At 62.2% G+C, this 23,661-nt stretch carries 17 protein-coding genes and 2 pseudogenes; 5 read left to right on the top strand and 14 right to left on the bottom strand.

What is annotated here, in order from left to right:
• Positions 1 to 220 precede the first annotated feature (220 nt).
• The 7 genes and pseudogenes from EGT36_RS00455 to EGT36_RS31485 form a co-directional block, all read right to left on the bottom strand.
• A complete protein-coding gene (locus EGT36_RS00455; protein ID WP_125269933.1) occupies positions 221 to 1,942 on the bottom strand; it encodes an ABC transporter ATP-binding protein/permease in 1,722 nt (573 codons plus the stop codon).
• 118 nt (positions 1,943 to 2,060) lie between these two features.
• Positions 2,061 to 2,213: a hypothetical protein gene (locus tag EGT36_RS30790; RefSeq protein ID WP_210211218.1), complete on the bottom strand. Its 153-nt coding sequence runs from the start codon at positions 2,211 to 2,213 to the stop codon at positions 2,061 to 2,063.
• Between the two features lie 253 nt (positions 2,214 to 2,466).
• Positions 2,467 to 2,856: an EF-hand domain-containing protein gene (locus EGT36_RS00445; protein WP_125269932.1), complete on the bottom strand. Its 390-nt coding sequence runs from the start codon at positions 2,854 to 2,856 to the stop codon at positions 2,467 to 2,469.
• A 216-nt stretch (positions 2,857 to 3,072) separates the two neighbouring features.
• Positions 3,073 to 3,168: pseudogene (locus EGT36_RS00440) on the bottom strand (multicopper oxidase domain-containing protein); the annotation flags it as partial.
• Between the two features lies 1 nt (position 3,169).
• Positions 3,170 to 6,175, bottom strand: a pseudogene (locus tag EGT36_RS00435) (helicase-like domain-containing protein); the annotation flags it as partial.
• A gap of 220 nt (positions 6,176 to 6,395) precedes the next feature.
• Positions 6,396 to 6,842, bottom strand: a complete 447-nt coding sequence (locus tag EGT36_RS31490; RefSeq protein WP_082179093.1) for a hypothetical protein — start codon at positions 6,840 to 6,842, stop codon at positions 6,396 to 6,398.
• 475 nt (positions 6,843 to 7,317) lie between these two features.
• The gene (locus EGT36_RS31485; RefSeq protein WP_210210116.1) at positions 7,318 to 7,641 is read right to left on the bottom strand and encodes a MucR family transcriptional regulator; all 324 of its coding nucleotides are present in this window, start codon (positions 7,639 to 7,641) and stop codon (positions 7,318 to 7,320) included.
• Positions 7,642 to 8,108: 467 nt separating this feature from the next.
• Between EGT36_RS31485 and EGT36_RS00420 the strand changes: the two genes are divergently transcribed.
• From EGT36_RS00420 to EGT36_RS00410, 3 genes are read left to right on the top strand one after another with little or no spacing between them, the layout of a single operon-like run.
• On the top strand, positions 8,109 to 9,299 hold the full coding sequence (locus tag EGT36_RS00420) for a catalase family protein (RefSeq protein WP_200869484.1): 1,191 nt from the start codon (positions 8,109 to 8,111) through the stop codon (positions 9,297 to 9,299).
• Between the two features lie 33 nt (positions 9,300 to 9,332).
• On the top strand, positions 9,333 to 10,031 hold the full coding sequence (locus EGT36_RS00415) for a hypothetical protein (RefSeq protein WP_011983004.1): 699 nt from the start codon (positions 9,333 to 9,335) through the stop codon (positions 10,029 to 10,031).
• Positions 10,031 to 11,407: a Dyp-type peroxidase gene (locus EGT36_RS00410; RefSeq protein WP_011983005.1), complete on the top strand. Its 1,377-nt coding sequence runs from the start codon at positions 10,031 to 10,033 to the stop codon at positions 11,405 to 11,407. Before EGT36_RS00415 ends, EGT36_RS00410 begins: the two co-directional genes overlap by 1 nt.
• Positions 11,408 to 11,458: 51 nt before the next feature.
• On the opposite strand, the gene EGT36_RS00405 is transcribed toward EGT36_RS00410, so the two are convergent.
• From EGT36_RS00405 to EGT36_RS00380, 6 genes are all read right to left on the bottom strand, one after another.
• On the bottom strand, positions 11,459 to 12,313 hold the full coding sequence (locus EGT36_RS00405; RefSeq protein ID WP_011983006.1) for a 3-hydroxyacyl-CoA dehydrogenase: 855 nt from the start codon (positions 12,311 to 12,313) through the stop codon (positions 11,459 to 11,461).
• A gap of 64 nt (positions 12,314 to 12,377) precedes the next feature.
• On the bottom strand, positions 12,378 to 12,977 hold the full coding sequence (locus EGT36_RS00400; RefSeq protein WP_035228312.1) for a TetR/AcrR family transcriptional regulator: 600 nt from the start codon (positions 12,975 to 12,977) through the stop codon (positions 12,378 to 12,380).
• 66 nt (positions 12,978 to 13,043) lie between these two features.
• Complete coding sequence (locus tag EGT36_RS00395) at positions 13,044 to 15,023, bottom strand: oleate hydratase (RefSeq protein ID WP_125269931.1); 1,980 nt, start codon at positions 15,021 to 15,023, stop codon at positions 13,044 to 13,046.
• Between the two features lie 93 nt (positions 15,024 to 15,116).
• Positions 15,117 to 16,220 carry an ABC transporter permease gene (locus EGT36_RS00390; RefSeq protein ID WP_011983009.1) on the bottom strand — a complete coding sequence of 368 codons (1,104 nt, stop codon included), beginning with the start codon at positions 16,218 to 16,220 and terminating at the stop codon, positions 15,117 to 15,119.
• The gene (locus tag EGT36_RS00385; protein ID WP_082179096.1) at positions 16,217 to 17,425 is read right to left on the bottom strand and encodes an ABC transporter permease; all 1,209 of its coding nucleotides are present in this window, start codon (positions 17,423 to 17,425) and stop codon (positions 16,217 to 16,219) included. The genes EGT36_RS00390 and EGT36_RS00385 overlap by 4 nt, the downstream gene beginning before the upstream one ends.
• 2 nt (positions 17,426 to 17,427) lie before the next feature.
• Positions 17,428 to 18,420 carry an HlyD family secretion protein gene (locus tag EGT36_RS00380; protein ID WP_125269930.1) on the bottom strand — a complete coding sequence of 331 codons (993 nt, stop codon included), beginning with the start codon at positions 18,418 to 18,420 and terminating at the stop codon, positions 17,428 to 17,430.
• Positions 18,421 to 18,493: 73 nt separating this feature from the next.
• Here EGT36_RS00380 and EGT36_RS00375 point away from each other — a divergent pair, with 73 nt between their 5' ends.
• Positions 18,494 to 19,165 (top strand): TetR/AcrR family transcriptional regulator, encoded by a 672-nt coding sequence (locus EGT36_RS00375; protein WP_286083359.1) that lies wholly within the window; start codon positions 18,494 to 18,496, stop codon positions 19,163 to 19,165.
• Positions 19,166 to 19,266: 101 nt separating this feature from the next.
• On the opposite strand, the gene gltS is transcribed toward EGT36_RS00375, so the two are convergent.
• On the bottom strand, positions 19,267 to 20,316 hold the full coding sequence (gene gltS / locus EGT36_RS00370; RefSeq protein ID WP_279874964.1) for a sodium/glutamate symporter: 1,050 nt from the start codon (positions 20,314 to 20,316) through the stop codon (positions 19,267 to 19,269).
• Positions 20,317 to 20,545: 229 nt separating this feature from the next.
• Between gltS and EGT36_RS00365 the strand changes: the two genes are divergently transcribed.
• Positions 20,546 to 23,521 carry a Tn3 family transposase gene (locus EGT36_RS00365; RefSeq protein ID WP_125269929.1) on the top strand — a complete coding sequence of 992 codons (2,976 nt, stop codon included), beginning with the start codon at positions 20,546 to 20,548 and terminating at the stop codon, positions 23,519 to 23,521.
• The last annotated feature ends 140 nt before the right edge of the window (positions 23,522 to 23,661 follow it).

The following is a 23,661-nucleotide window of genomic DNA, read 5'->3' as shown; positions in this document are numbered from 1 at the left end:
AAATCGAAGGTTGGATCGCGGGAAGGTCTTCCTTCCGCCAGGCTGAGGCTGACGGACCCGCTGTCGCCGAACGAGGCCGTGTAAAAGATGGCATGGCCGGAGGCGAAGGATATCGACGCTGACAATGCACACAGGAGCAGGGACGAAAAAATTCGGCGCATTCCGCCTTCCACGATCAATGCAACGGAATGATCCTAGCACATCCCTGCGCGCACCGCGATCATCCCGACGCCGGGATCGCCAGCGTGCGAGGGCGCGTGGTCAGGTGAAGAATCCTCGAATAGAATCCGTACTGCGCATCGTTGCTCGATATGCTGACGACGGCGGTCTTCGACAATTCGCTGCCGAAGATCGAAAACAGCATCTTGCGATCGTCGTCGTTCAGATGGCAGAGGGCCTCGTCGCTGACGACCCATGCGGGCCTGTGGAGCAGGAGCCGGGCGAAGGCCAGATGCTGCTGCTCGTCCACCGTCAGTTCCTTGTCCCAGCGGGCCACGCGGTCGAGCGACGAGATCAGGTGGCGGAGGTCGGTGCGTTCCAGCGCACGGGAGAAGGTCGTCTCTTCGAAGGTGGAAGGTTCGCACGGATAGGACAGCACCTCGCGCAGCGAACCATTCGGGACATACAGCCGTTGCGGGAGGAAGATGGTGTCCGCCTTCGGCGGCAGGCGCAGCCGTCCGCTTCCCCATGGCCAAAGTCCTGCCAGAGCGCGGAACAGCATGCTCTTGCCCGTACCGGGCTTGCCGATGACGAGGACACGCTCGCCCGGCAGGATGGAGATGTTCGGCTCGTCGACGGAAACAACCCGGTCCGCCACATGCACGGTCATGTCGTCGAGAGCCAGCGCCGGATCGCCCTCTGTGACAGTGATACGGCTTTCCGACGGCGATGCTAGGTCGAGGGCCAGAAGCGCCTGGCGCAGGTCCATCACGCGCTCCAGCGTGGCCTGCCAATCGGCGATGTTCCCGGCGTTGTCGACATACCAGCGCAGGGCCTGCTGGACCTGATTGAAGGCGCCGACGACCACCATCAGCTCCCCGAAGGTGAGCTGCCCGCCGAAATATCCCGGAGCCGCGGCAACGATCGGAGCCACGGTCGCGAACCATCCGTATCCCGCCGTGACGCCCGTCAGCCTCGTGGCGACGTTGGCGATCTTCCGCGCGATAGCGATCACACCGTCGAATTCGCGTTCGAGCCTGACCCGCTCGCCCTCCTCGCCTCCGGAGAGTGCGATGCCGTCGCTCGCTTCGTTCGCCTGCATGAGTCCGAAGCGGAATTCGGCCTCTCGGGCATAGCGCGCGGCATTGAACTCGATGAGAGGACGGCCCAGACGCCAGCTCAGCCACGAGCCGGATGCCGCGTAGATCAACGCGGCCCAGACCATGAATCCCGGGATCTGGAAGCTGCGACCGTCGAATTCGAATACGAAGCCGCGGGAGAGCAGCCACAGCACGCCGACAAAGCTGAAGAGCAGCAGCGTCGACTGGAAAAATCCGATCGCCAGTGACACGGTAAGCTCGGTCAGCCGTCGCGTGTCCTCCTGGACACGCTGGTCGGGATTGCTGCCGACCGGTCCTGCGCCGGCAAGAAGAAAGGCTCTGCGAGGTGCGAACCACTGGATCAGGAGATCGCGCGTGACGCAGTCGCGCAGGGCGATTTTCGTCCATTGGTCGAGCCATGTCTGTGCGATGTTCAGGAAGATGAGGACGCTGGCGACGACGGCGAATACAACGAGCTGCCGGAGGAACGAAGGTAGGTCCTTGTTCTTGACGGCGTCGAAGAACGGTTCGTACCAGGCATTCAGCCGGAGCTGGCCGATCGTCGTCACGCCGATGACGACGGCAAGGCCGACAACAAGGACGAGAAGCTTGTGGCGGCCGGCCGAGCCACGGACGGCATCGCCATAGGTGCGGAGCTGTCGAGCGGTTCCGGCTGTGTTCACAGCCGAAGGGAATAAGGATTGGTCCTGTGAAATGGCGCCTCGATTTAGGATCCGGGAAATGCTGGCATCGATGCCTGGCAGGCGAGAAAAAAGGGAAACCTTCTGAGAGGGACGCCTCTCACGAGTGGCGTCCCTCTTCGGCCTCTCCGGCGGATGCAGGAGCGGCCGGCCCTCCTCGCTCGGGTCGCTTCAAAAGGCGAGGGACGCCGATGCTGGCGGCGAGCCCGGCGAGAACGACCACCGCGGTGAGCGTGAACGATGCGTTCGGCATGAAAACGACGCCGAAGAGAAGTCCTCCGGCCGCCGACCCGGCGGCCTGGCCGAGACTGCCAGCCGAGGTCGGCGCCCTGTCGTTCGCCGGCGCTCAACGAGATCCAGTGGGTGACGACCGGGGAGAGAATTCCGGCGCTGGCCGCAATCATGGCCACGACGACGGCGGTGCTGGCGCCAGAAGCAAGGCGACCAACGACCAGGGTTGCAGTGGCCGAAGAGAGTTGTTGTCGACCCTTGTCATCGTCCGGAGCCTATTGTCGCATAAACGCTTGCATCTCGTCGGGTGTGACCTTGCCGTCCTTGTTCGCGTCCACTGCGTCGAAGATGCGCTTGTGGACGGTCGTCACCTCCTCGAAGGAGAGCGCATCGTCCCCGTCGGTGTCGGCGATCGCGAACATGATCTTCATCATATGTCCGCGCATTCCCATCATCGGCGTGCCGCCCATCATGCCCCGCTCCATCATCCCGCCCTGCATCATGCCGGAACCCGTCATGCCTTCAGCGGAGGGCTCGGCGGCCTGCGACGCATCTGCGGGATGATGCGGATCGGTTCCGCTTGTTTGTGCGAGGGCAAAACCTGTTCCACCGAGCATGATCAGTGCAGCCAGCAAGGCTGAATGTGGCAATCTTATCGTTGTCATGTCCGTTTCTCCTTTAGCCTGGTTTCTTCACCCTCCTGCGTCCTGAATTCGACGCAGGAGGGCAATTGGAATGTCGTGTTCGGCGGCCACGCCTCCGGGCCACCTAGTCGAACGACGCGCGCCGAAGCCGCAGCGAGTTGCCGATGACGCTAAACCGAGGACAGCGCCATGGCGGCGGCGATGATCGGCGAAAATGTCGCGATCCAGCGGACAGCATCAACCAATCCCGTCATAGGTGACGTAGGCCATCATGCCCGTCGCCATGTGATAGAGGTGATGGCAGTGAAGCGGCCAGCGACCGGGATTGTCCGCGTGCCCAGGCGTCGAACTCGTGCAGACCGCGCTCATGCAGCGCCTCGTATCCAAGCAGGCGCTGGATCGAGAACATTTCTCCGAGTGTGTTGGTAATCGGGGTCCCAGAGGCGAGCACCAGCGCGCGGCCGGGATTCTTCGTCTCGATATAGCGGGACTTCACATAGAGATCCCACGCCTTCTGGGAACCGTTCGGATCGATGCCCTTCAGCGTGCTCATGTTGGTGGCGAAGCTGAGTTTGCGAAACTCCTGTGCCTCATCGACGACGATCTGGTCAACACCGATCTCCGAGATGGTCAGGAGATCGTCTTTGCGGGTGGACAGCGATTCCAGCCGTTCCTGCAAACCCTCCTTCAGTCGCTCGAGCCGCTTGCGTGAAACACGGTCGTCGTCCTCGACCCTGATGAGCATATCCTCATAGAGTTGCAGCTCGTCATGAATCATCTGTTGTTCGAAGGCCGAGGGCACGCCGATGAACCGGAATGCGCTGTGGGTGATGATGATCGCGTCCCAGACCGCGGTCGCGGCCCGGCTCAAAAACCGGGCGCGCTTGTCTTTGGTGAAATTGGTCTCATCGGCGACAAGAATGTTCGCCGACGGATAGAGCGCCAGAAACTCCCTTGCTGCCTGCGCCAGGCAATGGCCGGGAACGACGAGCATGGCCTTGGCGATCAGGCCAAGCCGTTTCTGCTCCATGATGGCGGCCGCCATGGTCATGGTTTTGCCAGCGCCGACGGCATGGGCCAGATAGGTGGAGCCGGAGGAAATAATCCTCCAGATACCACGTTTCTGATGCCCATAAAGCGTAAAGGCGCCAGAGGCGCCCGGTAGCTGCAAATGCGAGCCATCGAATTTACGCGGCGCGATATTGTTGAAGCGGTCATTATAGACCCGCGCCAGCCGGTCGGTGCGATCCGGATCGGTCCAGACCCAGTTCTGGAACGCTTCCTTCAGCCGCTGCAGCTTGTCGCGAGCGGCTTCCGTATCGACGACATTCAGCACCCGGCGCTCGCCGCCCACATCCTTGATCGTGTCGAATATCTGCGGCACGCGCGAGTTCAGCGCGTCGGCCAGCAATTCGCCGGCATGGCGGCGGCTGGTGCCCCATTCCGATGTGCCGACGGCCGAATATCCGAGCTGCCGGGCTTCGACCGTCCAGGAACCGAGTTCAGGCATATGATGGATGCGGATCTCCGTGTTCATCGTCTCACGCACGAAGGCGACGACATCGGCGGCCGGGATCCACGGTGCGCCGAGACGTGCGGTAATATCCGACGGGCGCAGATCGGCGGGCTGGACCTCCTGCAGCGCCACAACATTCCGCCGGTAGGTCAGGTCGAGGTCTGCAGCCGCTTCCGCTGCGGCAAGCTTCGTGCGAACCGGGCCGGAGAGATAGGCGTCAGAAGTCTGCCATGACCCATCGGCCGGATCGCGAAAGATGGCGTCACCCAGATCGGCGATCACCGCGTCCGGATCACGATGCAGCAGTTCGGCGATATGATCGATATCGACGCGGCCGCGCTCGTTGAGCACGACGGCCAGGCCATCGGCGGCTGATGTCACCACCGGCGGCGCGGGCGGCGAAACCACCTGTTCGGAAAAGACCGGGCCGGGGCGAGCGGTATCGGTTTCGAGATTATAGTCCTCGATGGAGGCCACCAGCCAGCAATCAGGATCGTCGCGGAAGGGCTGAAGGTTTGGCTGACGATGGGTTTCCTTCACCTCACCCGTCTCGGCGTCTTCGGTGATCGAGACCGTCGTGTGGTTGATCGGGCCGAAATCGCGGACAAAGCTCGACCAGGCGATGCGCAGGCGGACCTGAAGATCACGCCACGGACGATCCTGCTCCTGCGCTTTCAGCACTTCGCGTACCGCATCGCGGACCGGGATCAGCTTGCTGATGATCCGGACATGCTTCTCCGGCAGGCATTCGCCTGATCCACCTTCACCACCACGGCCATTGCGGACCTTGATCTCGACGGGAGCGCCGTCAACCATCTGCATCAGGCCGCGTTTGGTATCCACGAAAAAGCTGCCCTCCCGCACCTTCGAACTGCCGGGGCGCAGATCGACGATCTCGCCGAGTTCGTCTTCCAGATCGATGTCGATCTCAGTCGGCTCGCCGTCATAGAAATCTTCCGGGAGGAGGGAGATGGCCGCCTTCAACGCGGTTTCGAGATCGACACCAGCGCGGGGACGGCATGTATAGGTTTCGCCGAAGGGACCAGATGTCAGAGCATGATCGCCGAGCACGAAACCCGGATGGCGGGCGAACCAGCGATTGATCCGGATGGCGCCCTCGTCTTCCGCCACCGCACGAACCTCATCGACATCGAGCCAGGTCTGGTCACCTTCCGCCTCTCCGGCCTTGCGCTTGCGGAAGAACAGGAGATCGACCACGACGTCCGTGCCGGCGTCACGGCGGAAGCTGCCCTCCGGCAACCTGATGGCGGCAATCAGGTCGGCCGCCTTCGCGATATGCTCGCGGGCGGTGACATCCGCCTTGTCCATCGTTCCGGAACTGGTGACGAAGGCGGCAAGGGCGCCGGGCTTCAGCAGATCGATCGACCGGGCAATGAAGTAATCGTGCAGGCGCAGGCCAAGCGACCGATAGTTTCGGTCGGAGCGCACGGTTCGATCCGAGAACGGCGGGTTCCCGATCACCAGATCGTAAATCGGCGCCAGATCGGTGCGGGCGAAGTCGCCCTCGATGATCCTCGCCTTCGGCTGAAGAAGCCTGACGATGCGGGCGGTGACAGGATCGAGTTCGACACCGGTTACGTAGGCGGCGTCGCGGAAAGCGTCCGGCATCAACGCCGGAAACAGGCCCGTGCCGATCCCCGGCTCCAGCACCCGGCCGCCGCGCCAGCCCAAACGCTGCAATCCGGCCCAGATCGCGCGGATAATGAACTCCGGCGTGAAATGCGCATATTGGGTGCAACGAGACAGGCTGGCGTAATCGCTCTGGGACACGGCCGTTTCGAGAGATGAGCCTAGGCCGGAGTATCTTCTGAGCCAACTCCTCGAATGCGAGGAGTGCGGCGGCCCCTACGCGATTTCCGGCAAGGATCGCTATAGCTGCACCAACCGCAAGAAACGCCTGCCGATCGACGAGCTTGGCGGCGCATGCTGCAGCAACAGCAAGACCATCATTCGTCAGGAACTGGAGTGCCGCGTGTTGGACTGCCTGCCCGCAGCCTTCTTTGCCGGAGGCATCTTCGACACGCTATCCGAACAGATCATCGCCCACGAGACGGCAAAACTCAAACGTCCGCTGGCCGACCGCGATCAGATGAAGCGCAAGCTCTTGGAGCTCGAGGGCAAGCAGCAGAACATCATCCAGCAGATCAGTGACCGTGCGGCCGAGGGCCGTCCTCGCCTGCCGGCACTCGACGACACGCTCGACCGGCTCGAAGTCGAGCGACAGACGCTGGAGAAGGAGATCGCCAGTTTCACGGAAACCGGCCCGGACATGACTGCCAAGATCGAGCAATTGGGTCGGCGCCATAATCCGCAGGAAACAGAGATGGCGATGCGGCAGTTCATGCGGATGGCGCGCAAGGGCACGGATGAAGATGCAAAGCGCGCGCTGATGCCGATCGTCCGCCAGCTCGTTCAGAAGGTTGTCATCGGTAAGACACCAGGCCATCAGCCGGCGAGCCTGCAGGTTCATGGCTTGATCGCCGCAATCCTCACCCAGATGGATGTGTTCGACTACATGAGTAGCCGCTTTATGTCGGAGGTCCACGAGGATTTCATGGAACGCGTGGAAGCCGGCGATATCGACAGTGAAGAGAAGAAGGAGATGATGCTCGACATTTACCGCGAGGAATTTCTCGAGCGGCTTCCCGAATGGGAGAATTTACAAATGTCGGTGGTTGCGGGGGCAGCTGCCATATTATCCCGAAAGTCTCTTGTTTTTCAATCCACTAGAAATCCACCGTCGTCCATAATACCCACAAGAATACCCGCATCACATTGTCGTTATTTTGGTGAAAGCCACCGCGTTCTGCCAAACTCCAGACTATTCCGCCGGCGGGGTCCCATTCTCCTTCACCACCCACTTTCCTTTTCCAACACTCCGAATGTGCATCGCTCCCGAAGCTGCCGACCTGGCTGGGGTGCCGACCTTTCTCGTAGATTTCGAATTAACCGCACTCTGCTACACATCGGCCGTCCGCGTTTTTCCTCCCGAGCCCGAGCCGCTTCGCCGCTTGCCGGCGTTGTTCGGAATATCCTGGGCTACCATCGGACAATCGCCCGGCCGCTTGAACCGGAAGCGGTACTCCTCTGATGTAAGCCCGTATCGCCAGATGCCGTTTCAGGCTCTTGCAGGGCCTGCCTTGGAGAAGGCCAATGTGATCACGCGACTCCAGACTTGTCTTAACGGAGACGGTTGGCACGTACTCGGGTTCCGGCGGCGCCTCAGGCTTTGCATCCTCCGACGGAGCCGCCTTCGTCGTCCGAATCATATTGGCAAGCTCGCTGCCTGGCACGGCATTGTTTCTAACATAGGCGCTCAAAGCTGAACCGTTAGGACCGCAAGATCGGGCTTCACAGCCTCGCTCATGTCGATGCCCTTGTTTACGCCCTGCGACAACTGAACTTCATCAGGCACTTCCCAGTCTGAAATAGAAAGACGAGGTGCGGAATCTGGGAAAATTTCCAACGAATGTCAAAGGCATTTCACCAGCGAGACCTTCGGGCTTTTTTAGACAGTGCCGGAACTTGGCTTCCGCATTGATATCGACTACAGCAACTCTGGCAGGATCGCCGCAGTAAAGGCATATTCCCAAATTGCGGCCTATGCCTCCCTCGCGGGCCCGGCACACTCAGGCGGGTGCTGTATCCTCGCTCTCGCCACTGTCCGATTTAAGAGCTCCCGCTCTCCGACGGTGAACTCACTTTCCAGCTTTGGCGGAAAAATTTCGAATATCACATGAAACCTGAAATCGATCCGTGCGTTTACGCCACGAAGACGCAAAGCGCGCGAGAAAGCCTTCGGACATGTCCGGCTTTCTCCTGCATGTTGCAAGAACGCGGGACACAAGATTTGTTCATACCCTATACGGAAACGACCGAGACGCTCCAGCCGGATGAAGAACGCATCGTCCGTGACATCGTCTCCCATATGGCGGCGGCGCAGGCTCGCAACGCCGAGCGTCATCGGCACGCCCATCGCGACGCGCACGCCAAGAGCCATGCGGTCCTCAAGGGGCGGATGGCGGTGCATGACGGGCTGGTACCTGAACTGGCACAGGGGATTTTCGCCGCCCCGCGCGAATACGAGGTGGTGGCACGGCTGTCCTCGGCGCCCGGCGATATCCATAGTGACTCCATTCCCGAACCGCGCGGCTTCGCGATCAAGATCATCGGTGTTGAGGGCGAACGTCTCGTGCCCGAGCTTGGCGGCGCCAATCAGGATTTTCTGATGGTGAACTTTCCCATCCTCGCCTTCGGAACCGTGCAGAAATACAAAAAGATGCTCACGCTTCTCGAACGCAGGGCGCAAGCGCCCGAGGCGGTGCAGAAAGCCACGGCCGCCACCGCACGCGGAGTGCGGGGTCTCGTCAAGGCCGTGGGCGCGACGCCCGGCGCAACGCTCCAGGGCCTCGCCCGCGACCGGGCGCATGTGCTGGGCGAGACCTTCCACACCCAGGCCGCGATCCGCTACGGCGACTACATCGCCAAGCTGTCGCTAGCGCCGCAGGGCGAGGTCGCGGTGCTGACCGGGCAAGAGGTCGGCGACGGCTTCTCGGCGATGGCCGATGCGGTGGCGGCGCATTTCGCACGCGCCGGCGCGAGCTACGAACTGCGCGCCCAGCTTTGCACCGATGCCGAAAACATGCCGGTCGAGGACGCCGCCATCCTGTGGGATCCCGACGCCTCGCCGCATGTACCGATCGCGACCCTGCAGTTCGAGCCGCAGGACGTGCTGTCGCCGGCCCGGCGAGTCCACGGCGACGACCATCTGGCCTTCAATCCCTGGAACGGCGTGGCTGCGCATCGTCCGCTGGGCTCGATCATGCGCGTGCGCAAGGCGGCCTATGAATCCTCTTCCGCGCAGCGACACCGGCTGAATGCCGTGCCGCGCGCCGAGCCATCGGCACTGGCCGATATTCCCGACTGACCGACACATTCGACCAAGCAGGAGACCCCACTCATGTCGAACGATACCAAAGACCCGCGTCTGGGCGACGAGTCCCGGCTCGCCGAGTTCCGCCGCATCGCCAGGGAGATCGCGGCGGACGCGCCGACGCTGGCCCAGATCAAGATCAACAGTCTGATCCGCGACCACAATCCGCTGTTCGAAGGTAGCTCGAAATCCGCAGGGCGCGCCGGGCGGCAGTCGGGCAATGTTTCGGAACTGACGGCGATCGCCGATCTCAAGCCCGGCGGAGCCGATCGCCTGCGCCGTCTCTTCAACCTGACGAACGGAAATTTCGATGGTGCACAAAGGGTCTCGACCCTGCACAACATGCGCTTCGTCTTTTTCGACAACGATACGCGTATCATCTTTGCCACCGCCTATGACGGCGACTGGGACACCTATATCAACGATTTCGCGACCAAGATCCCGGAACTGATGGACCTGCTCTTCGCCAATGTCGAAGGCTGGCCCGGCATCACCTCACCCAAGGTGAAGGATTTCATCGCCGGACACCAGATCGACGCGGCGGGCTGGTTCGTTGCCAATCCGCAGGTGAGCGTCGTGGATGTGCGCCGCTACCAGCGGATGGACAAGGCAGTAGAGGAATTCCTCGACGCCATGTCGGCCAATGCCGAAATGGACGCGACGACGCACAAGGCGCTCGCGAAGCTGTCCGAAGCCATCGCCGTTCCGCAGGGGGTCGATTACTGATGAGCTTCTTCAAACACCTGAAAGACCGTTTCCGTCGCGACCGGGTCACGCTCCAGCTCGACGATATCCAGGCCCTGATCCTGCGCTCGCGACCCGAGCCCTATGTGGGCATCCATGCGATGCTGCATGTGGACGAGGCGGAGGGCGGGCGCGACCTGATCGCCCGGCTGGCTGAATATATTCCCTCGGCCAGCGACTGGGCCGACGATCTCAGCGCCTGGACCGGCGTCGCGATCAGCCATGCCGGGCTTAAGGCGCTCGGCCTGCCCGAGGACTCTTTGGCCTCCTTCCCGCTAGCCTTCCGGCAGGGCATGGCGGGGCGCGCGACCCAGCTTCATGATTTCGGCGAAAACGCGCCCGAGACCTGGGAGGACGCCTACAGGAACGACACCTGCCACATCGCGCTGACGATCTATGCCGCAGACAAGCCCGCGCTGGATGTTGCCGTGGAAAAGGCGATGGCCGAGTTCGACGCCTCGACCGGCGTCACGCTCGTGGGCACGCATGAGTTCGGCGCCGACGAGGATGCCGAAAACCCGTTCGGCTTTCGCGATTCCATCTCGCAGCCGACGGTGGCGGGCGCCGGTGTCGATCCGCAGCCGGGGCAGGAGCGCGCCATCGCCGCCGGGGAATTCGTTCTGGGCGAAAACAGCGAGACCGGCGAGCCCATCTCGATGCCTTCGCCCGATCCTCTGGGGCGAAACGGCTCCTTCGTCGTGCTGCGCAAATATGACAGCCGCGTCGGCGCCTTCAACGAGTTTCTGCGTGCACAGACGGGGGACGCAGAGGCGCAGCATGCCTTGGCCGCCAAGATGTTCGGCCGCTGGCGTTCGGGCGCGCCGCTGCCACTATCACCGGCCAGGGACGATCCGGACCTTGGCGCGGACCGGCAGCGCAACAACGATTTCGATTTCAAGGGTGACGTAAGGGGGTTCGTTTGTCCGCATTCCAGTCATATGCGCCGCATGAACCCGCGCGGCGGCGACTTGACCATCCTGACAGACGAGAACATCCACCGCATCATCCGGCGATCCTCGACCTTCGGTCCGAAATGGACACCGGACGTGACGGCGGCGGAAGACAGGCCGGACGAACGCGGCCTGTTCTTCATCTTCATCAGCGCGCGGGCCTATGACACGGTGGAGTTCCTGCAACAGGAGTGGATCAACCGCGGCAACTTCATCGACCTCGGCACCGAGCCAGATCCGATTGTCGGTCTGCATGAGGAGCCGGGCAGGTTCACCATTCCGGCCGATCCGGTGCGCCGCCGCATCGACGGGGTGACAACCTTCAACCGTCTGCGAGGAGGCGAATACATGTTCATGCCCTCCCTGACGGCCCTGCGCTGGATCGGAAGCGAGGGCTGGGCCGGTTGAATACGGATGCAGGAGCGGGGGGGCCTTGCTCCGGCATCCCGTTCCGGCAGGTTATTTCCCGTAGACGTAGAACCCCTCTCCAGAGGCGACGCCCATCTTTCCCTTGTCGATATAGTTTTCCTTCAGATAGCGGGCGAAGGCCTGCGCTTTCGGATCGCCGTTCGAGGAGATATACCAGGCGGTACCGAGACCGACGATGTCGTAGATCTCGAACGGCCCTTTCGGCGCGCCGGTGGCGATCTTCCATGTCCTGTCGATGGCCTGCGGATCGGCGATGCCGTCGACCAGAAGCCCGGAAGCGGCGGACAGAAACGGCACCAGCAGCGAGTTCAGCACATAGCCCGCTTTCTCCTTGCGGATCTCGATCGGAACCATGCCGATGGCGCGGGCGAAGGCGACCACCTGTTCGTAGACGGCGGGATCGGTCCCGGCATGGCCCATGACCTCGGCCACGTTGTGCTTCCATATCTCGTTGGCGAAATGCAGCGCGAGGAAGCGCTCGGGGCGGCCGGTCGATCCCGCCATGGCGCTGGGCAGGAGCGTCGAGGAATTGGTGACGAAGATCGTGCGCGGCGGAGCGGCGGCTCCGAGACGGGCGTAGACCTGCCGCTTCAGCTCCAGCTTCTCGGGAATCGCTTCGATCACCAGATCGGCGGCCCCGGCGGCGGCCTCAAGATCGTCCGTCCAGGCGATGCGCGCCTTCGCGGCCTCGGCCGAGGCCCCGTCCGCGCCAGGAATATCTTCCAGCAAGCGCAGGGCGAAGGCGTCAACCAGCCCCCTCCCCTTTGCCAGCGCGGCCTCATCGATGTCGTAGGCGATGACGGAAAATCCGTGCCAGGCGGCCTGAAGCGCGATCTGCGCCCCGAGGATACCGGTTCCGAGCACGGTGACAGTGGCTATGGTCATGGACGTTTCTCCTGCGGATGATGCGGCCGGCAGACGGCGCGCGGATATCGGCGGCAGCCGCCCGTCAGGCCGGGCAGCCGGTGATGGCGCGGAAGAAGGCGAGCAGGATGCGGTCGCGCGGCAGGGAATCCGGCACGCTGCCCTGCACGATCAGCCCCGCCCACAATGCGTAGAGCCCGATGGCGATCTGCCGCGGCTCCATCGCCGGTTTCAACCGGTGAAGGCGGATCAGATCCTCCAAAAGCAGGGTGAATTCGCCGTGGCAGGCGGCCTTGTATTCGTTGTAGCGGCTGGCGAAGGCGGCATCGCGCTGCGCATGAAGCTGCAACTCGATCGAAAGAAGCGACCATTGCGGCTCGGCCGCCAGTTCGGCCAGCCTCGCCGCCAGCCGCGTCATCGCGGCATCGAGATCGCCCCGGTCGGTCCCGGCAAGAATGTCGCGCAGAAAGGCCACCTCGCTCTGGACATGCATCTGCATGATTTCCAGAAGCAGATCCTCCTTCGTGCTGAAGTTGGAATAGAATGCGCCCTGGGTATGGCCCGCGGCCTCGCAGATATGCCGGATCGAGGCGGCGGCCAGCCCTTCCGAGGCGATCGAGGCGTTCGCGGCGGCGATCAGGCGCCGGCGTGTCTGTTCCTGAGCTTCCTTGCGTGTCAAGCGCATGATGGCACCCTTGCCTTTTTCTGATTGCGGCACGCCGCCCCTGCGGGGACGGCGTGCCGTTGCCGTTCAGTCGCGTTTTCCGCGCACCGTCTCGCGGAACCGCTCAAGCCAGCCGAACACCGTCGCCACGGCCTGCCCGCCCTTGCCGAGAAGATTGGACAACTCGCTTTCGGCATGCTCCAGCGTCGTCTCCTCCTTCTCCGGCAACGGCGGCAGGATATGGGCGTAATAGGTCTTGTCGAGCAGCCGGTGCAAGAGCCGCTCGCCGGGGAAGGGTTCGTTGCTGTTGAGCGCCCGCGCTCCTTTCAGGATATTGCGGATGTCGTATTGCGTCGGGCTGATGTCGGCCACCTGCTTGGGCAGACCTAGCAGGGTATAGACGCCTATGCGCGCGGTGCGGACCGAACTTTCCATCGTGAAGATGATGTCGTTCGAGGTTTCGACGAACTGGCCGAGCAAAGCCAGGTTGGTGCAGCCTTCCGGCACGACATGCGGCCTGTCTCCCGCCGCGCGCGGCATGAACTGCGCTGTGATATAGGGCATCAGCGCCAGCCGCACCTTGGTGTTGGCCGCGATCTCGTCGATCTGCCCGACGATGCCGAGGTGATAGCAGAGCTCCGTCAGAACCTCGCGCCCGTTGCAGGCAGGCATCGGTTTCTTGACGTAATTGCCGTCCTTGTCCATCAAAAGCGCATAGACCCACAGCACCAGCACGTCACCCGGCTGGTCCGGAAAATGCGGCTGGCGGTTGCAGGTGACGCTCAGCACCCAGTTGGAATCGGTGAAGGTGATGATGCCGCCGGTGACCGTTTTGCCCGAATAGGGATCGTTGACCGAAAGCTCCTTGAGCTTGTCGACGAGCGGCGACGGTTTGCAGGTGAGCGTCGCCGATTCCCACATCGAGCCGTCGACATTGCCGTAGAATTTTTCAGGCTTGCCGAAGACCGGCGATTTCCTCGCCAGGTTCTTCCACAGCGTCCAGTCGCTGTCCTCGCCCGGCTCCGCCTTGCCGCGTTCAAGCACGGGCGCGGTGTCCATGTCGCCATAAGCGGTGCCCTCGGTCATCGAGCCGGTCAGCGCGAAGACCACGTCATCGGGGCCGAGATCGATCACCTCGTCCCGGCCATCGACCTTGCAGCGGATGGCGGTCACCGTCCGCTTGCCCTCCGCTTCGGTCATGTCGAGATCGTAGGCGCGGGTGTCGAACTGCACCTTCACGTCCTTTTCCTTCAAAAGGCGGATGAGCGGCACGACGAAACTGTCATACTGGTTGTATTTCGGGAAGACCAGCGCCGACATGTCCGTCAGGCCGTCGATGGCGTCGAGGAAACGGTGCATGTAGAGCTTCACCTCGAGCAGGCTCTGCCAGTTCTCGAAGGCGAACATCGACCGCCACAGATACCAGAAATTGGTCTGCAGGAAGCTTTCGCTGAAATAGTCCTCGATGGTGATGTCGTCGAGGTCCTCCTTGCGCTTCAGGAGCAGCTTGACGATCTCCCACTGATGCGCCCTGCTGAGCCCGAGGGTCGAGAAGTCGCGGATCTCGCCCTGTTTGTGCATCAGGCGCGCTTTCGACCAGTTCGGGTCGTTGTCGTTCACCAGCCGGTATTCGTCGAGCACGCTGTAGGGCTCGGGCAGTTCCAATGCCGGCACGTCCTGGAAGACGTCCCAGAAATTGTCGTAGTTCCAGTTCATCTCGCGGCCGCCGCGAATGATATAGCCGTCCTCGGCGTTGCCCGCGCCGTCCAGCGAGCCGCCCTCGATATTCATCGTGTCGAGGATGGTGATGTCCTCGCCCTTCATGCGGCCGTCGCGCAGCATGTAGAAGGCCGCCGCGAGCCCGGCGACGCCGCTGCCGACGATCCAGGCCTTGCGCCCTTCGACCGGCGTGACCGGCAGCGGGCGGTTGCGCATGTAGGGACCCATCGTGTCGGGCGGCGGCAGCGTGTCCTGCGGGCCTTTCCGCCAGAAGGCTTCGCCCACATTGGCTTCGATCTTTATCCCCGGCTTCTGCCCGTTCGGCAGGGAGGTGGTCTTGTCGTTCATGATCGTCCTTTCCGTTTCCGCGCGCCGCAGCGCCGTTTCAGGGTACGACGTTATAAATATCACTCGAAATTCAAATATCAAATGATACTTGAATTATCTGCGCGCCCATCGGATTGTTACGGCCAGCAGCGCATATCCGATGGCCAGAACGATCTGGACCGCGACATCGTTCGCGACCGAGCGGAAATTCGCACCCATCTGGTTGACGCGGACGATAGCGGTGATCGCCGTGGTCGACGGGATCAGCAGGGAAAGCTCGCGCAAGACGGAGGGAATCTGTTCTACAGGCCAGGAAACGCCGGACAGGAAGAACAGTGGCATGCCCAGCACGACGAGGAAGAAGACGACGCCCTCCTTCCACGGGATCGACCAGGCGATGGCGAAGCCCATGGCGGTGACGGCGAAAAGGAAGGGGACGGCCACGAGGTAGAGCGTAACGATACCGCCGATGCGCGGAATACCAAGGACATAGGGCAGGAAGACGAGCGTCACCGCGATCCAGAAACAATAGAGAAGGATATAGGCCAGCGCCGCCGCAACCGCGGCCGGAGCGCGCGACGGCTGCCGGCCCGAATGTAGAATGCCGATGCCCATCAGCAGGGTCTGTTGCAGGATCAGAACGAAGGCGGCGGGGACGACGAAACTCGCATATCCGCCCTGCGGATTGAACAGCGGTGTGCTGGCAATGGTCATCGGGGCGACAAGCGCGGCCGCTTCTTCACCCGGAAGCCCGGCTGCGTTCAGGCGCTGGAACTGGATATCGGCCCCCAGACTGCGCGCGGCATCGCCCATGGCGCCCATCGCGGCATTGTAGAGCAGAAAGTAGCTTGCATCGCCGTAGCCTGCGATGGCAGAGCGCCGATCAGATAGCAGGTCTTCCTCGAAACGCGGCGGCACCACGACGATCCCGTAAGCCTGACGGGCATAAAACAGTTGCTTGGCGGCCGGCAGGTCGGCCACGATCGATACAATTTCGGCGGAATCGCTGCTGGCAACACGGCGCAGCAATTCCCGGCTGGCGGTCGACCCGTCCTGATCGACGGCGACGACGGGCACCTCGCGCACCACTTCTCCGAGATAAGGCTGAGGATAGAGGACGCAATAGATGACGATGGCGGCGATCATCGTGGACTTGGCGCCTGGATCGGCGGCGACTTGGCGCAATGCGGCGAGAATACCTGCGAACAAGGATCTCATGGCGTCTCTCCCACCGGCGGTTCCGCTTTCACCCGCACGGCGGGCCGGGCCGTTCTGCGGAACTGGAGAAGCGTCAAAAGGCCATAGACCGCCAGCAGCGCCAGCAGCCAGCCGAGGGTGGGCAGCGATATCTCCACCGGCGTCCCCCTGAGAGCCTGGTCGGTCCGCAGTTGCAGATAGGGCGTGAGCGGCAGGATCGCCCCCCATGCCACGGAAAATCCGTTCATGACGATGCGGGGAAAACTGACGCCGGCGAAGCCGAAAGCCGGACCGGTCAAAAGACCGCATAGGCCGAGCGCCGCGACCGTGTCGGCCAGCGACAGGGCCAGAAGGACGCCGAGCAGCTGGCTGGCAAGGATGAAGGCGAAGCCCGAGACGACATGCAGCAGCATGCTGCCATGAAAAGGCGCGCCGAAGAAGCCGAAGATGATGGCGTCGGCGGCAATCAGCGTCAGGCCGTAGGTGAAGGTGTAGGGCAAAAGCTTGCCCGCCGTCGCCCGCAGCGGCGTTTTTCCCAGTCGCAGGACCCGGGCAATTCCGGCCTTCGTATGCCGGTCGCGGGAAAAGGAGAGGACGGCGCCGGCGCATATGAAGATTTGCAGCACCGTCGGCATGATCGCCGCGAGCAGGAATTGCACGTAGTCGAGGGTGGGATTGAAAAGCGGGCTCTGCCGGAGCGGCACCGGAGCGGCGGCCTCGATGGCGGCTTCCCGCGTGGCGCCCCTGGCGATGCGCATTTCCACGGCCAGACCGGCGGAGAAGGTATTCAGCGCCCCGTTTATGGCGCGTGCGGCGATGCCTCCGGGCGTCATCAACTGGTTGTTGTAGAAAACCACGACTTCCGGGCGGCGGCCCAGGAGCAGATCCCGCTCCAGACCGGAGGGGATCAGGACGGCTGCATAGATCCTGCCGTCAAGAACGGCCTCTCTGCCTTCGGTCAGGTTGACCAGGCGTCCCGCAACCTCGACTTCGGGGGTCGCGTCGATCATCCGCACGATCTGCCTCGACATGCCGGTGCCGTCCTCGTCGATCACCGCCACCGGCAGGGCCGTCGGCAGCCCGGCATGGAATATAGCCGCGAGGATGAGAAACAGCAGAAGCGGAAACGGCCCGAGCATGAAGAACAGCGCCGGCCGTTCGGCGATCTGGCGCAGCTCGCGGCGGAATATGCGCCGGAAGCCGGGCGGGAGATGAGCGGCGGACACGGTCACCGCTCCAGCCGGTGGGATGCGCTCCATTCGACCAGCGCGCTCATGCCCGGACGCAGGTTCCGTTCCGCCGCCACCGGTTCGGCGCGCAGTTCGAAGGTCCGCAGGTCGAAATCGCCGGTCGCTTTCGTCGCCCGCCAGTTGGCGAAGCTTCCAAGCGCGTTGATCGCGGTGATCTTCGCCTCCACCAGCCGGTTCCCGAGGGCGGGAACGCGGACCTGAAGGGTCCGCCCGATCTCAAGCCCGTCGAGCAGGTCTTCGCGCACATTGAAGGTGAACCAGGCCCGGTCGACGTCGACAATGGATATCACCGGCGCACCGGCGCTGAAGAGCTTGCCCGGCTCGGCCATACGCGCCGTCACCTGTCCGTCGATGGGGGAACGGATCGTCAGTTCGGCGATATCGGCCGTGGTCTGGGCGACGGACGCCTCCGCCTGCCTGACCTGCGCCTCCGCGACCGCCTTCTGCTCCACGCTGTTGCCGTTTTCCGCCAGATGCAGGTTCGCTTCCGCCGCCTCGCGTGCGCGCAACGCCGCGTCCAGGCTATTGGAGGCCTGGTCGACCGCCTGCTGCGACGTGACCGACCGGTCGAGCAGGCCGGACAGGCGGTCGTAGGTGCGTTGGGCCAGAACGACATCCGCCTCGGCCTTGGAAAGCTCCGCCCTGCGCGCGGCGATGGTTTCGGGACGCGTCGAGAAGGTCAGCTCGCGGTTGGAGCGGGCGACGGCGAGGCTGGCTTCGGCCGTGTCGAGACCGGCCTTCAACTGCGGGCTGTCGAGTTCGACAAGCAGTTGCCCGGCCGTCACGCGATCGCCGAAACTGACCGGCGCGGAGGAAACCCGCCCCGCGACCTTGGTCGCCAGGTCGATCCGCGTCGCCTCCACCTCCCCCTGCACGAGCAGCGTGCGCGGCCGCTCCACCGACCAGGCGACATAAGCTCCCACCCCTGCCGCCACAATGGCGGCGACTGCTACGGCCTTGCGTGCGGACATGCTCCGGTTCCCGATCTTGACTCGAATCCTGCTTGCGATAATTTGGAAAATAGAAAATTTCCGAATAGAGCAGATGACGCAAAAACTGACGGGAGTCAAGATCGTGGACGACAACAAGGCGAAACGCCGTGGGCGGGGTCGGCCGCCGGCTCGCAGCGCCGAGGAGACGGCCGGCGTGATCGTCGAAGCGGCGATCACCGAATTCCTGACGTCCGGATACGCCCAGACGAGCGTGGAGGCGGTGGCGCGCAGGGTGGGCATTTCCACGCGCACGCTTTACAGGCTGGTCGAAAACAAGGCGGCGCTGTTTCGCATGGCGGCCGAAAGGCGGATCGAGGCGAGCCTCGGCTCGCCGGATACGGCCGGGACGGCGCAATCGGGCGTGGAGGAGCAGCTCGCGCAGATCGTTCTGGGTTATGCGCGGCTGTTTCTTAGCGAGGAAGCGGCCAGGACAGCCCGGCTGGTCATGGCCGAAATGGATCAATTCCCGGAAGTCGGGGCCAGCTATCGGGAAATGGCCCTTAAGGTGTCCGATACGCTCGAAGCGCACATAAGGCGGCTTGCCGCCGCCGGAAAGATCGCCTGCCCCGAGCCGGCGCTGGCCGCCGATCTGCTCAGGGGCATGATCATCGGTCCGCAAAGGCAGATGCTGCTGGGGTTGAGGCCGCCCATGGGAGCCGTGGAACTGGAGGCATGGGCCGCCTCCTGCGTCCGCATGTTCCTTTACGGGTGCACGAGACTTTGAGGAGGCTGCCGCTACCCGCCCGAAATGGTCGGCGTCGATGCGCTGCCAAAACGGCAGGCCCGGCCGGGTGCAACGGTCGCCTTGTGAGATCGCCCCTGAATTCACGCAACGAACATTGAGATAATCAGCGCGTTGGCGATATCGATGAAAAAGCCGCAGACCAGCGGCACGATGATGAAAGCCCTGTGAGCAGGACCGTGGCGTTGGGCCACGGCGGCCATGTTTGCCATCGCCGTGGCAGTCGAACCCAACGCGATGCCGCCAAAGCCGGCGGACATGACGACCGCCTCGTAATCGCGCCCCATAGCCCTGAAAACGACGAAGAGCGCGTAGACGACAGCCAGGGCGATCTGGACGGCGAGCGTGCAGGCGATGAAGCCGAGCATACCCTTGAGGTCCCACAGTTGCAGCCCCATGAGCGCCATGGTGAGGAACAGCCCGAGCGAAAGATCGGAAAGCAGGGAAAAACCGTCGTCGAGGCTCGGCCAGATGCGGCGGATGCCCGCGCCGATGGCGCCGGGCAGCAGGTTTCGCATTGCGATCCCCGCCAGAATGCAGCTCACGAAGGCTGGCAGGGTAAGACTGCCTCTGTTCAGCACCTCGTTGATGCCCATGCCCAGCATGACCGTGACATTGAGGATGAGAATGGCCCAGAGCACCGCGAAATAGTCCAGTTTGGACGCTGGTTGACGGTCATAGGCGACGCCGACGTCGAGATGCCCTTCCCCGGCCGGCGCAATGCGGTGCTTGCGCATGAGAAACGCCGCCATCGGCCCGCCGATCACACATGCGGAGACGAGGCCGACGGTGTTCGCGGCGACGCCAAGCTCCAGGGCGTTTGCGATGCCGAGCCTCTCCACGAATGTCGGCGCCCAGGCGAGCGTCGTCCCCACGCCGCCGGTCAGCGAGATGGACCCGGCCATCAGCCCCGCTTTCGCCTCCATGCCGAAAAGAACGGCCATGCCGATCGCGGCGAAATTCTGGATGAAGATGAAAACGATCGCAAGGGCGAGAAGAACGAACAGCGGGCGCCCGCCTTTGAGCAGTGTGACGATGTCGGCCTTCAGCCCGATCCCGGCGAAAAAAAGCAGAAGCAGGAAGTCCTTCACCTCCAGGTCGAATGAAATCCTGACGCCGGAAAGCGGATAGATCAGAGCGACGATCGCCGCACAAAGAATGCCGCCGACGACAGGCTGGGGTCAGAACAAGAGCAGTCCGAAATCGTACGCTAGGGCCGAACGAAACCGGAACGATGTTGTAGATCGGATGTGCAGCATCCGGATCTCTGTGGATTGCCGTCGACATGCGCCAGTTTTGATTTTTCTGTCCGGTCCGACTCGACAACGCTTCACACAGGTTGGTCGTTAATGGAGTCGGGCGATGGCAAAGCGCAAACTTCTCAAAGATCAAGATCGCCGAAAACTTGTCGACATACCAGTCGACGAGGATAACCTAATCCGACACTATTCGTTGTCATTGGCGGATCGCCTGGAGATTGAACTGCGGAGACGTAATCACAATCGGCTCGGCTTCGCCATCCAGCTATGTCTAATGCGATACCCGGGTCGAGTGCTTGGAGCAGAAGAAACTCCGCCTCGCGCCATGCTGAAGTATGTTGCTGATCAGATCGGCGCCGCTCCAGACGAATTTGCCCTCTATGCACGCCGCGAAGAAACCCGTCGGGATCATATGGCGCGGCTAATGGTGTATCTGGATACGAGAAGCGCGACGCTGCAAGATCGCCGCGCCGCGCTATTGGCGGCAATTCAAGCGGCGACCATGTCCGACGACGGTGCTGCGATAGCCAGTTCGACTGTCGCCGCGTTTCGCGAACGCGGCGCTCTTCTGCCGGCGATCGACACGATCGAACGCATCGGCCTTGCCGGCCGTGCCATAGCCCGGCGGCGAGCAGAAAGAACCCTGATTGAAGACATCCCACTCGATAGGCTTCAATCACTGGATAGGCTGTTAGAGGTTGACCCGTCGATCGGCCAGACCCGCTTTCATTGGCTGCGTTCGGCACCAGAAGCGCCGGCCGCGTCGAACCTCGTCGGGCTGACCGAGCGGATAGCCTTTCTGCGGCGGCTGGAGATCGATCCGGAACTGCAGGCGCGCGTGTCATCCGGACGGTGGGACCAGATGATCCGGGAGGGCAACGCAACGCCGGCCTGGCTTGCCAACGACTTCAACGCCAGCCGTCGCCACGCTCTGATCGTGGCCCAAGTCATCAAGCTTTGCCAGAAGCTCACGGACGATGCGGTGACGATGTTCATCAAGCTGATGGGTAAATTGTTCTCGCAAGCCAACAATCGAAAGAAGCAGCGACAGATGGACTGCAGGGCGAATACCGCCAAAGCGCTGCGCATGTTTCTGGATACGATCACCGCACTGCAGTCCGCCAACGACCATGGTCGGAATGCATTGGATGTTCTCGACCAAAAAGTCGGTTGGGACCGGTTGCTTCGGATGAAGCCTGAGCTTGAGTCGATGGTCGACGACAACGAGGCACCGCCGTTGACCGTGGCAGCCGAACAATACGCGACCGTCCACAAATACATTGGTGCATTTCTTCAGGCCTTCACGTTTCGCTCGGCGCATCGCCACGACCCGCTTCTGGCGGCAATTGCGCTGCTGAAACGGCTTTATGCCGAGAAGCGGCGGACACTCCCTGATCGCGTGCCGCTCACCCATCTCAGCCAAACTGATCGACGGCTTATCTTCGAACAAGGGAAACCTGATCGCCGTCTCTACGAGATCGCCACGCTAGCGGCTTTGCGAGACCGGCTTAGATCTGCGGAGATCTGGGTCGCTGGCAGCCGATCTTTCCGGCCGATTGACGAGCATCTGATGCCGCGGTCGACATTCATCACGATGAAGGAAGAAGATCGTCTCGGTTTGGGGGTCCAAGGCGACGGCGCGCAGTGGCTTGCTGAAGCGTGCCAGATGCTCGAGTTCAACCTGCAGCGCCTGGCGTATAGAGCACGATCCGGAAGTCTCGAAGGAGTTCGTCTTGAGGCTGGAACGTTGATCGTCACACCAACCGTCGGCGACGTCCCGGCGGCAGCCGAGGAATTGAATGCCAAGGTCAGCGATATGTATCCATTGGTCGAGGTTCCTGACCTCTTAAGAGAAGTGCATGAATGGACCGGCTTTGCGGATCACTTCACGCATGTTCGCACCGGCGACGTCCCAAAAAATGTTTCTGCCATGCTCGCTGGTGTACTGGCCGATGCGACAAATCTCGGCCCGAAGCGGATGGCAGGCGCGTCCAAAGGGATCAGCGCTCACCAGATTGGGTGGATGCGTACATTCCATGCTCGATCGGAGACCTACCGCGCGGCGCAAGCGTGCATCACCGATGTCCACACCCAGCATCCGCATTCCCGCCTTTGGGGCAATGGCACAACGTCATCGTCAGATGGCCAATTTTTTCGTGCGAGTGACCGAGCCGCAAAGCGCGGCGACATCAATTTGCACTACGGCAGCGAACCCGGGACGAAATTCTATAGCCATCTATCAGATCAGTACGGCTACTTCGGCATTTTGCCCATCAGTCCGACCGAAAGCGAGGCGGCCTATGTGCTCGATGGGCTCTTCGACCAGGACACGGTGCTCGACATTCAGGAACACTTTACCGACACGGGCGGTGCCAGTGATCATATCTTCGGGCTGTTCGCCTTGATCGGAAAGCGGTTCTCACCGCGACTGCGCAATCTCAAAGACCGGAAGTTCCACACGTTCGAGAGGAGCGATGCATATCCAACCCTGTCGAACCATATCGGGGCGCCGATCAACACCGCCCTGATCCTCGATCATTGGGACGACCTGCTCCATCTCGCGGCGTCGATCACGACGCGGTCTGTGGTACCGTCTACGATCCTGAAGAAGCTGTCCGCATCTCCGAAGCAAAGCCATCTCGCGAGGGCGCTCCGCGAACTCGGCCGTATCGAAAGGTCGCTCTTCATGATCGAATGGTACTCAAGTCCGGCATTGCGGCGGAGATGCCAAGCCGGTCTCAACAGGGGAGAGGCCGCCCATAAGCTGAAACGCGCTGTGTTCTTCCACGAGCGAGGCGAGATCCGTGACCGGTCGTTCGAAAGCCAAGCTTTCCGCGCCTCGGGGCTCAATCTCGTCGTCAGTGCGATCGTGCACTGGAATACGGTTTATCTTGATCGCGCGGTCACACAGCTGAAACGAGCGGGGCGAGACATTCCTGATACTCTATTGAAACACATATCGCCGCTCAGTTGGGAACATATCAACCTTACCGGCATCTACACATGGGATGCCGAACATCAGATGCCGAACGGATTTCGATCGCTGCGTCTGCCAGCCGGGCTACGGCGGGTCGCATAAGTTCTCTTTCCGTTCGCCCTTAGCGTACGATTTCGGACTGCTCTTGTTCTGACCCCTATGTATATCGGTTGACTATGTGACTCCATCAGGTCTCCCTAAGTTGAATTAAGGCGAGTGGTTGCAGGAAAGAGTAAACCGCG

Origin of the sequence: Agrobacterium sp. FDAARGOS_525, assembly GCF_003938925.1 — a bacterium.
In the GTDB taxonomy this organism is placed as follows: Bacteria; Pseudomonadota; Alphaproteobacteria; order Rhizobiales; family Rhizobiaceae; genus Agrobacterium; species Agrobacterium pusense.
The sequence above is the reverse complement of the archived record's forward strand: the minus strand, read 5'-3'. Positions and strand labels throughout refer to the sequence as shown.

Coding starts and splice junctions, on each gene's coding strand:
- EGT36_RS30790 (WP_210211218.1), bottom strand. CDS start 2,213: ATGCCGAACGCATCGTTCACGCTCACCGCGGTGGTCGTTCTCGCCGGG.
- EGT36_RS00445 (WP_125269932.1), bottom strand. CDS start 2,856: ATGACAACGATAAGATTGCCACATTCAGCCTTGCTGGCTGCACTGATC.
- EGT36_RS31490 (WP_082179093.1), bottom strand. CDS start 6,842: ATGAACCTGCAGGCTCGCCGGCTGATGGCCTGGTGTCTTACCGATGAC.
- EGT36_RS31485 (WP_210210116.1), bottom strand. CDS start 7,641: ATGATTCGGACGACGAAGGCGGCTCCGTCGGAGGATGCAAAGCCTGAG.
- EGT36_RS00420 (WP_200869484.1), top strand. CDS start 8,109: ATGAAACCTGAAATCGATCCGTGCGTTTACGCCACGAAGACGCAAAGC.
- EGT36_RS00415 (WP_011983004.1), top strand. CDS start 9,333: ATGTCGAACGATACCAAAGACCCGCGTCTGGGCGACGAGTCCCGGCTC.
- EGT36_RS00410 (WP_011983005.1), top strand. CDS start 10,031: ATGAGCTTCTTCAAACACCTGAAAGACCGTTTCCGTCGCGACCGGGTC.
- EGT36_RS00405 (WP_011983006.1), bottom strand. CDS start 12,313: ATGACCATAGCCACTGTCACCGTGCTCGGAACCGGTATCCTCGGGGCG.
- EGT36_RS00400 (WP_035228312.1), bottom strand. CDS start 12,977: ATGCGCTTGACACGCAAGGAAGCTCAGGAACAGACACGCCGGCGCCTG.
- EGT36_RS00395 (WP_125269931.1), bottom strand. CDS start 15,023: ATGAACGACAAGACCACCTCCCTGCCGAACGGGCAGAAGCCGGGGATA.
- EGT36_RS00390 (WP_011983009.1), bottom strand. CDS start 16,220: ATGAGATCCTTGTTCGCAGGTATTCTCGCCGCATTGCGCCAAGTCGCC.
- EGT36_RS00380 (WP_125269930.1), bottom strand. CDS start 18,420: ATGTCCGCACGCAAGGCCGTAGCAGTCGCCGCCATTGTGGCGGCAGGG.
- EGT36_RS00375 (WP_286083359.1), top strand. CDS start 18,494: ATGACGCAAAAACTGACGGGAGTCAAGATCGTGGACGACAACAAGGCG.
- EGT36_RS00365 (WP_125269929.1), top strand. CDS start 20,546: ATGGCAAAGCGCAAACTTCTCAAAGATCAAGATCGCCGAAAACTTGTC.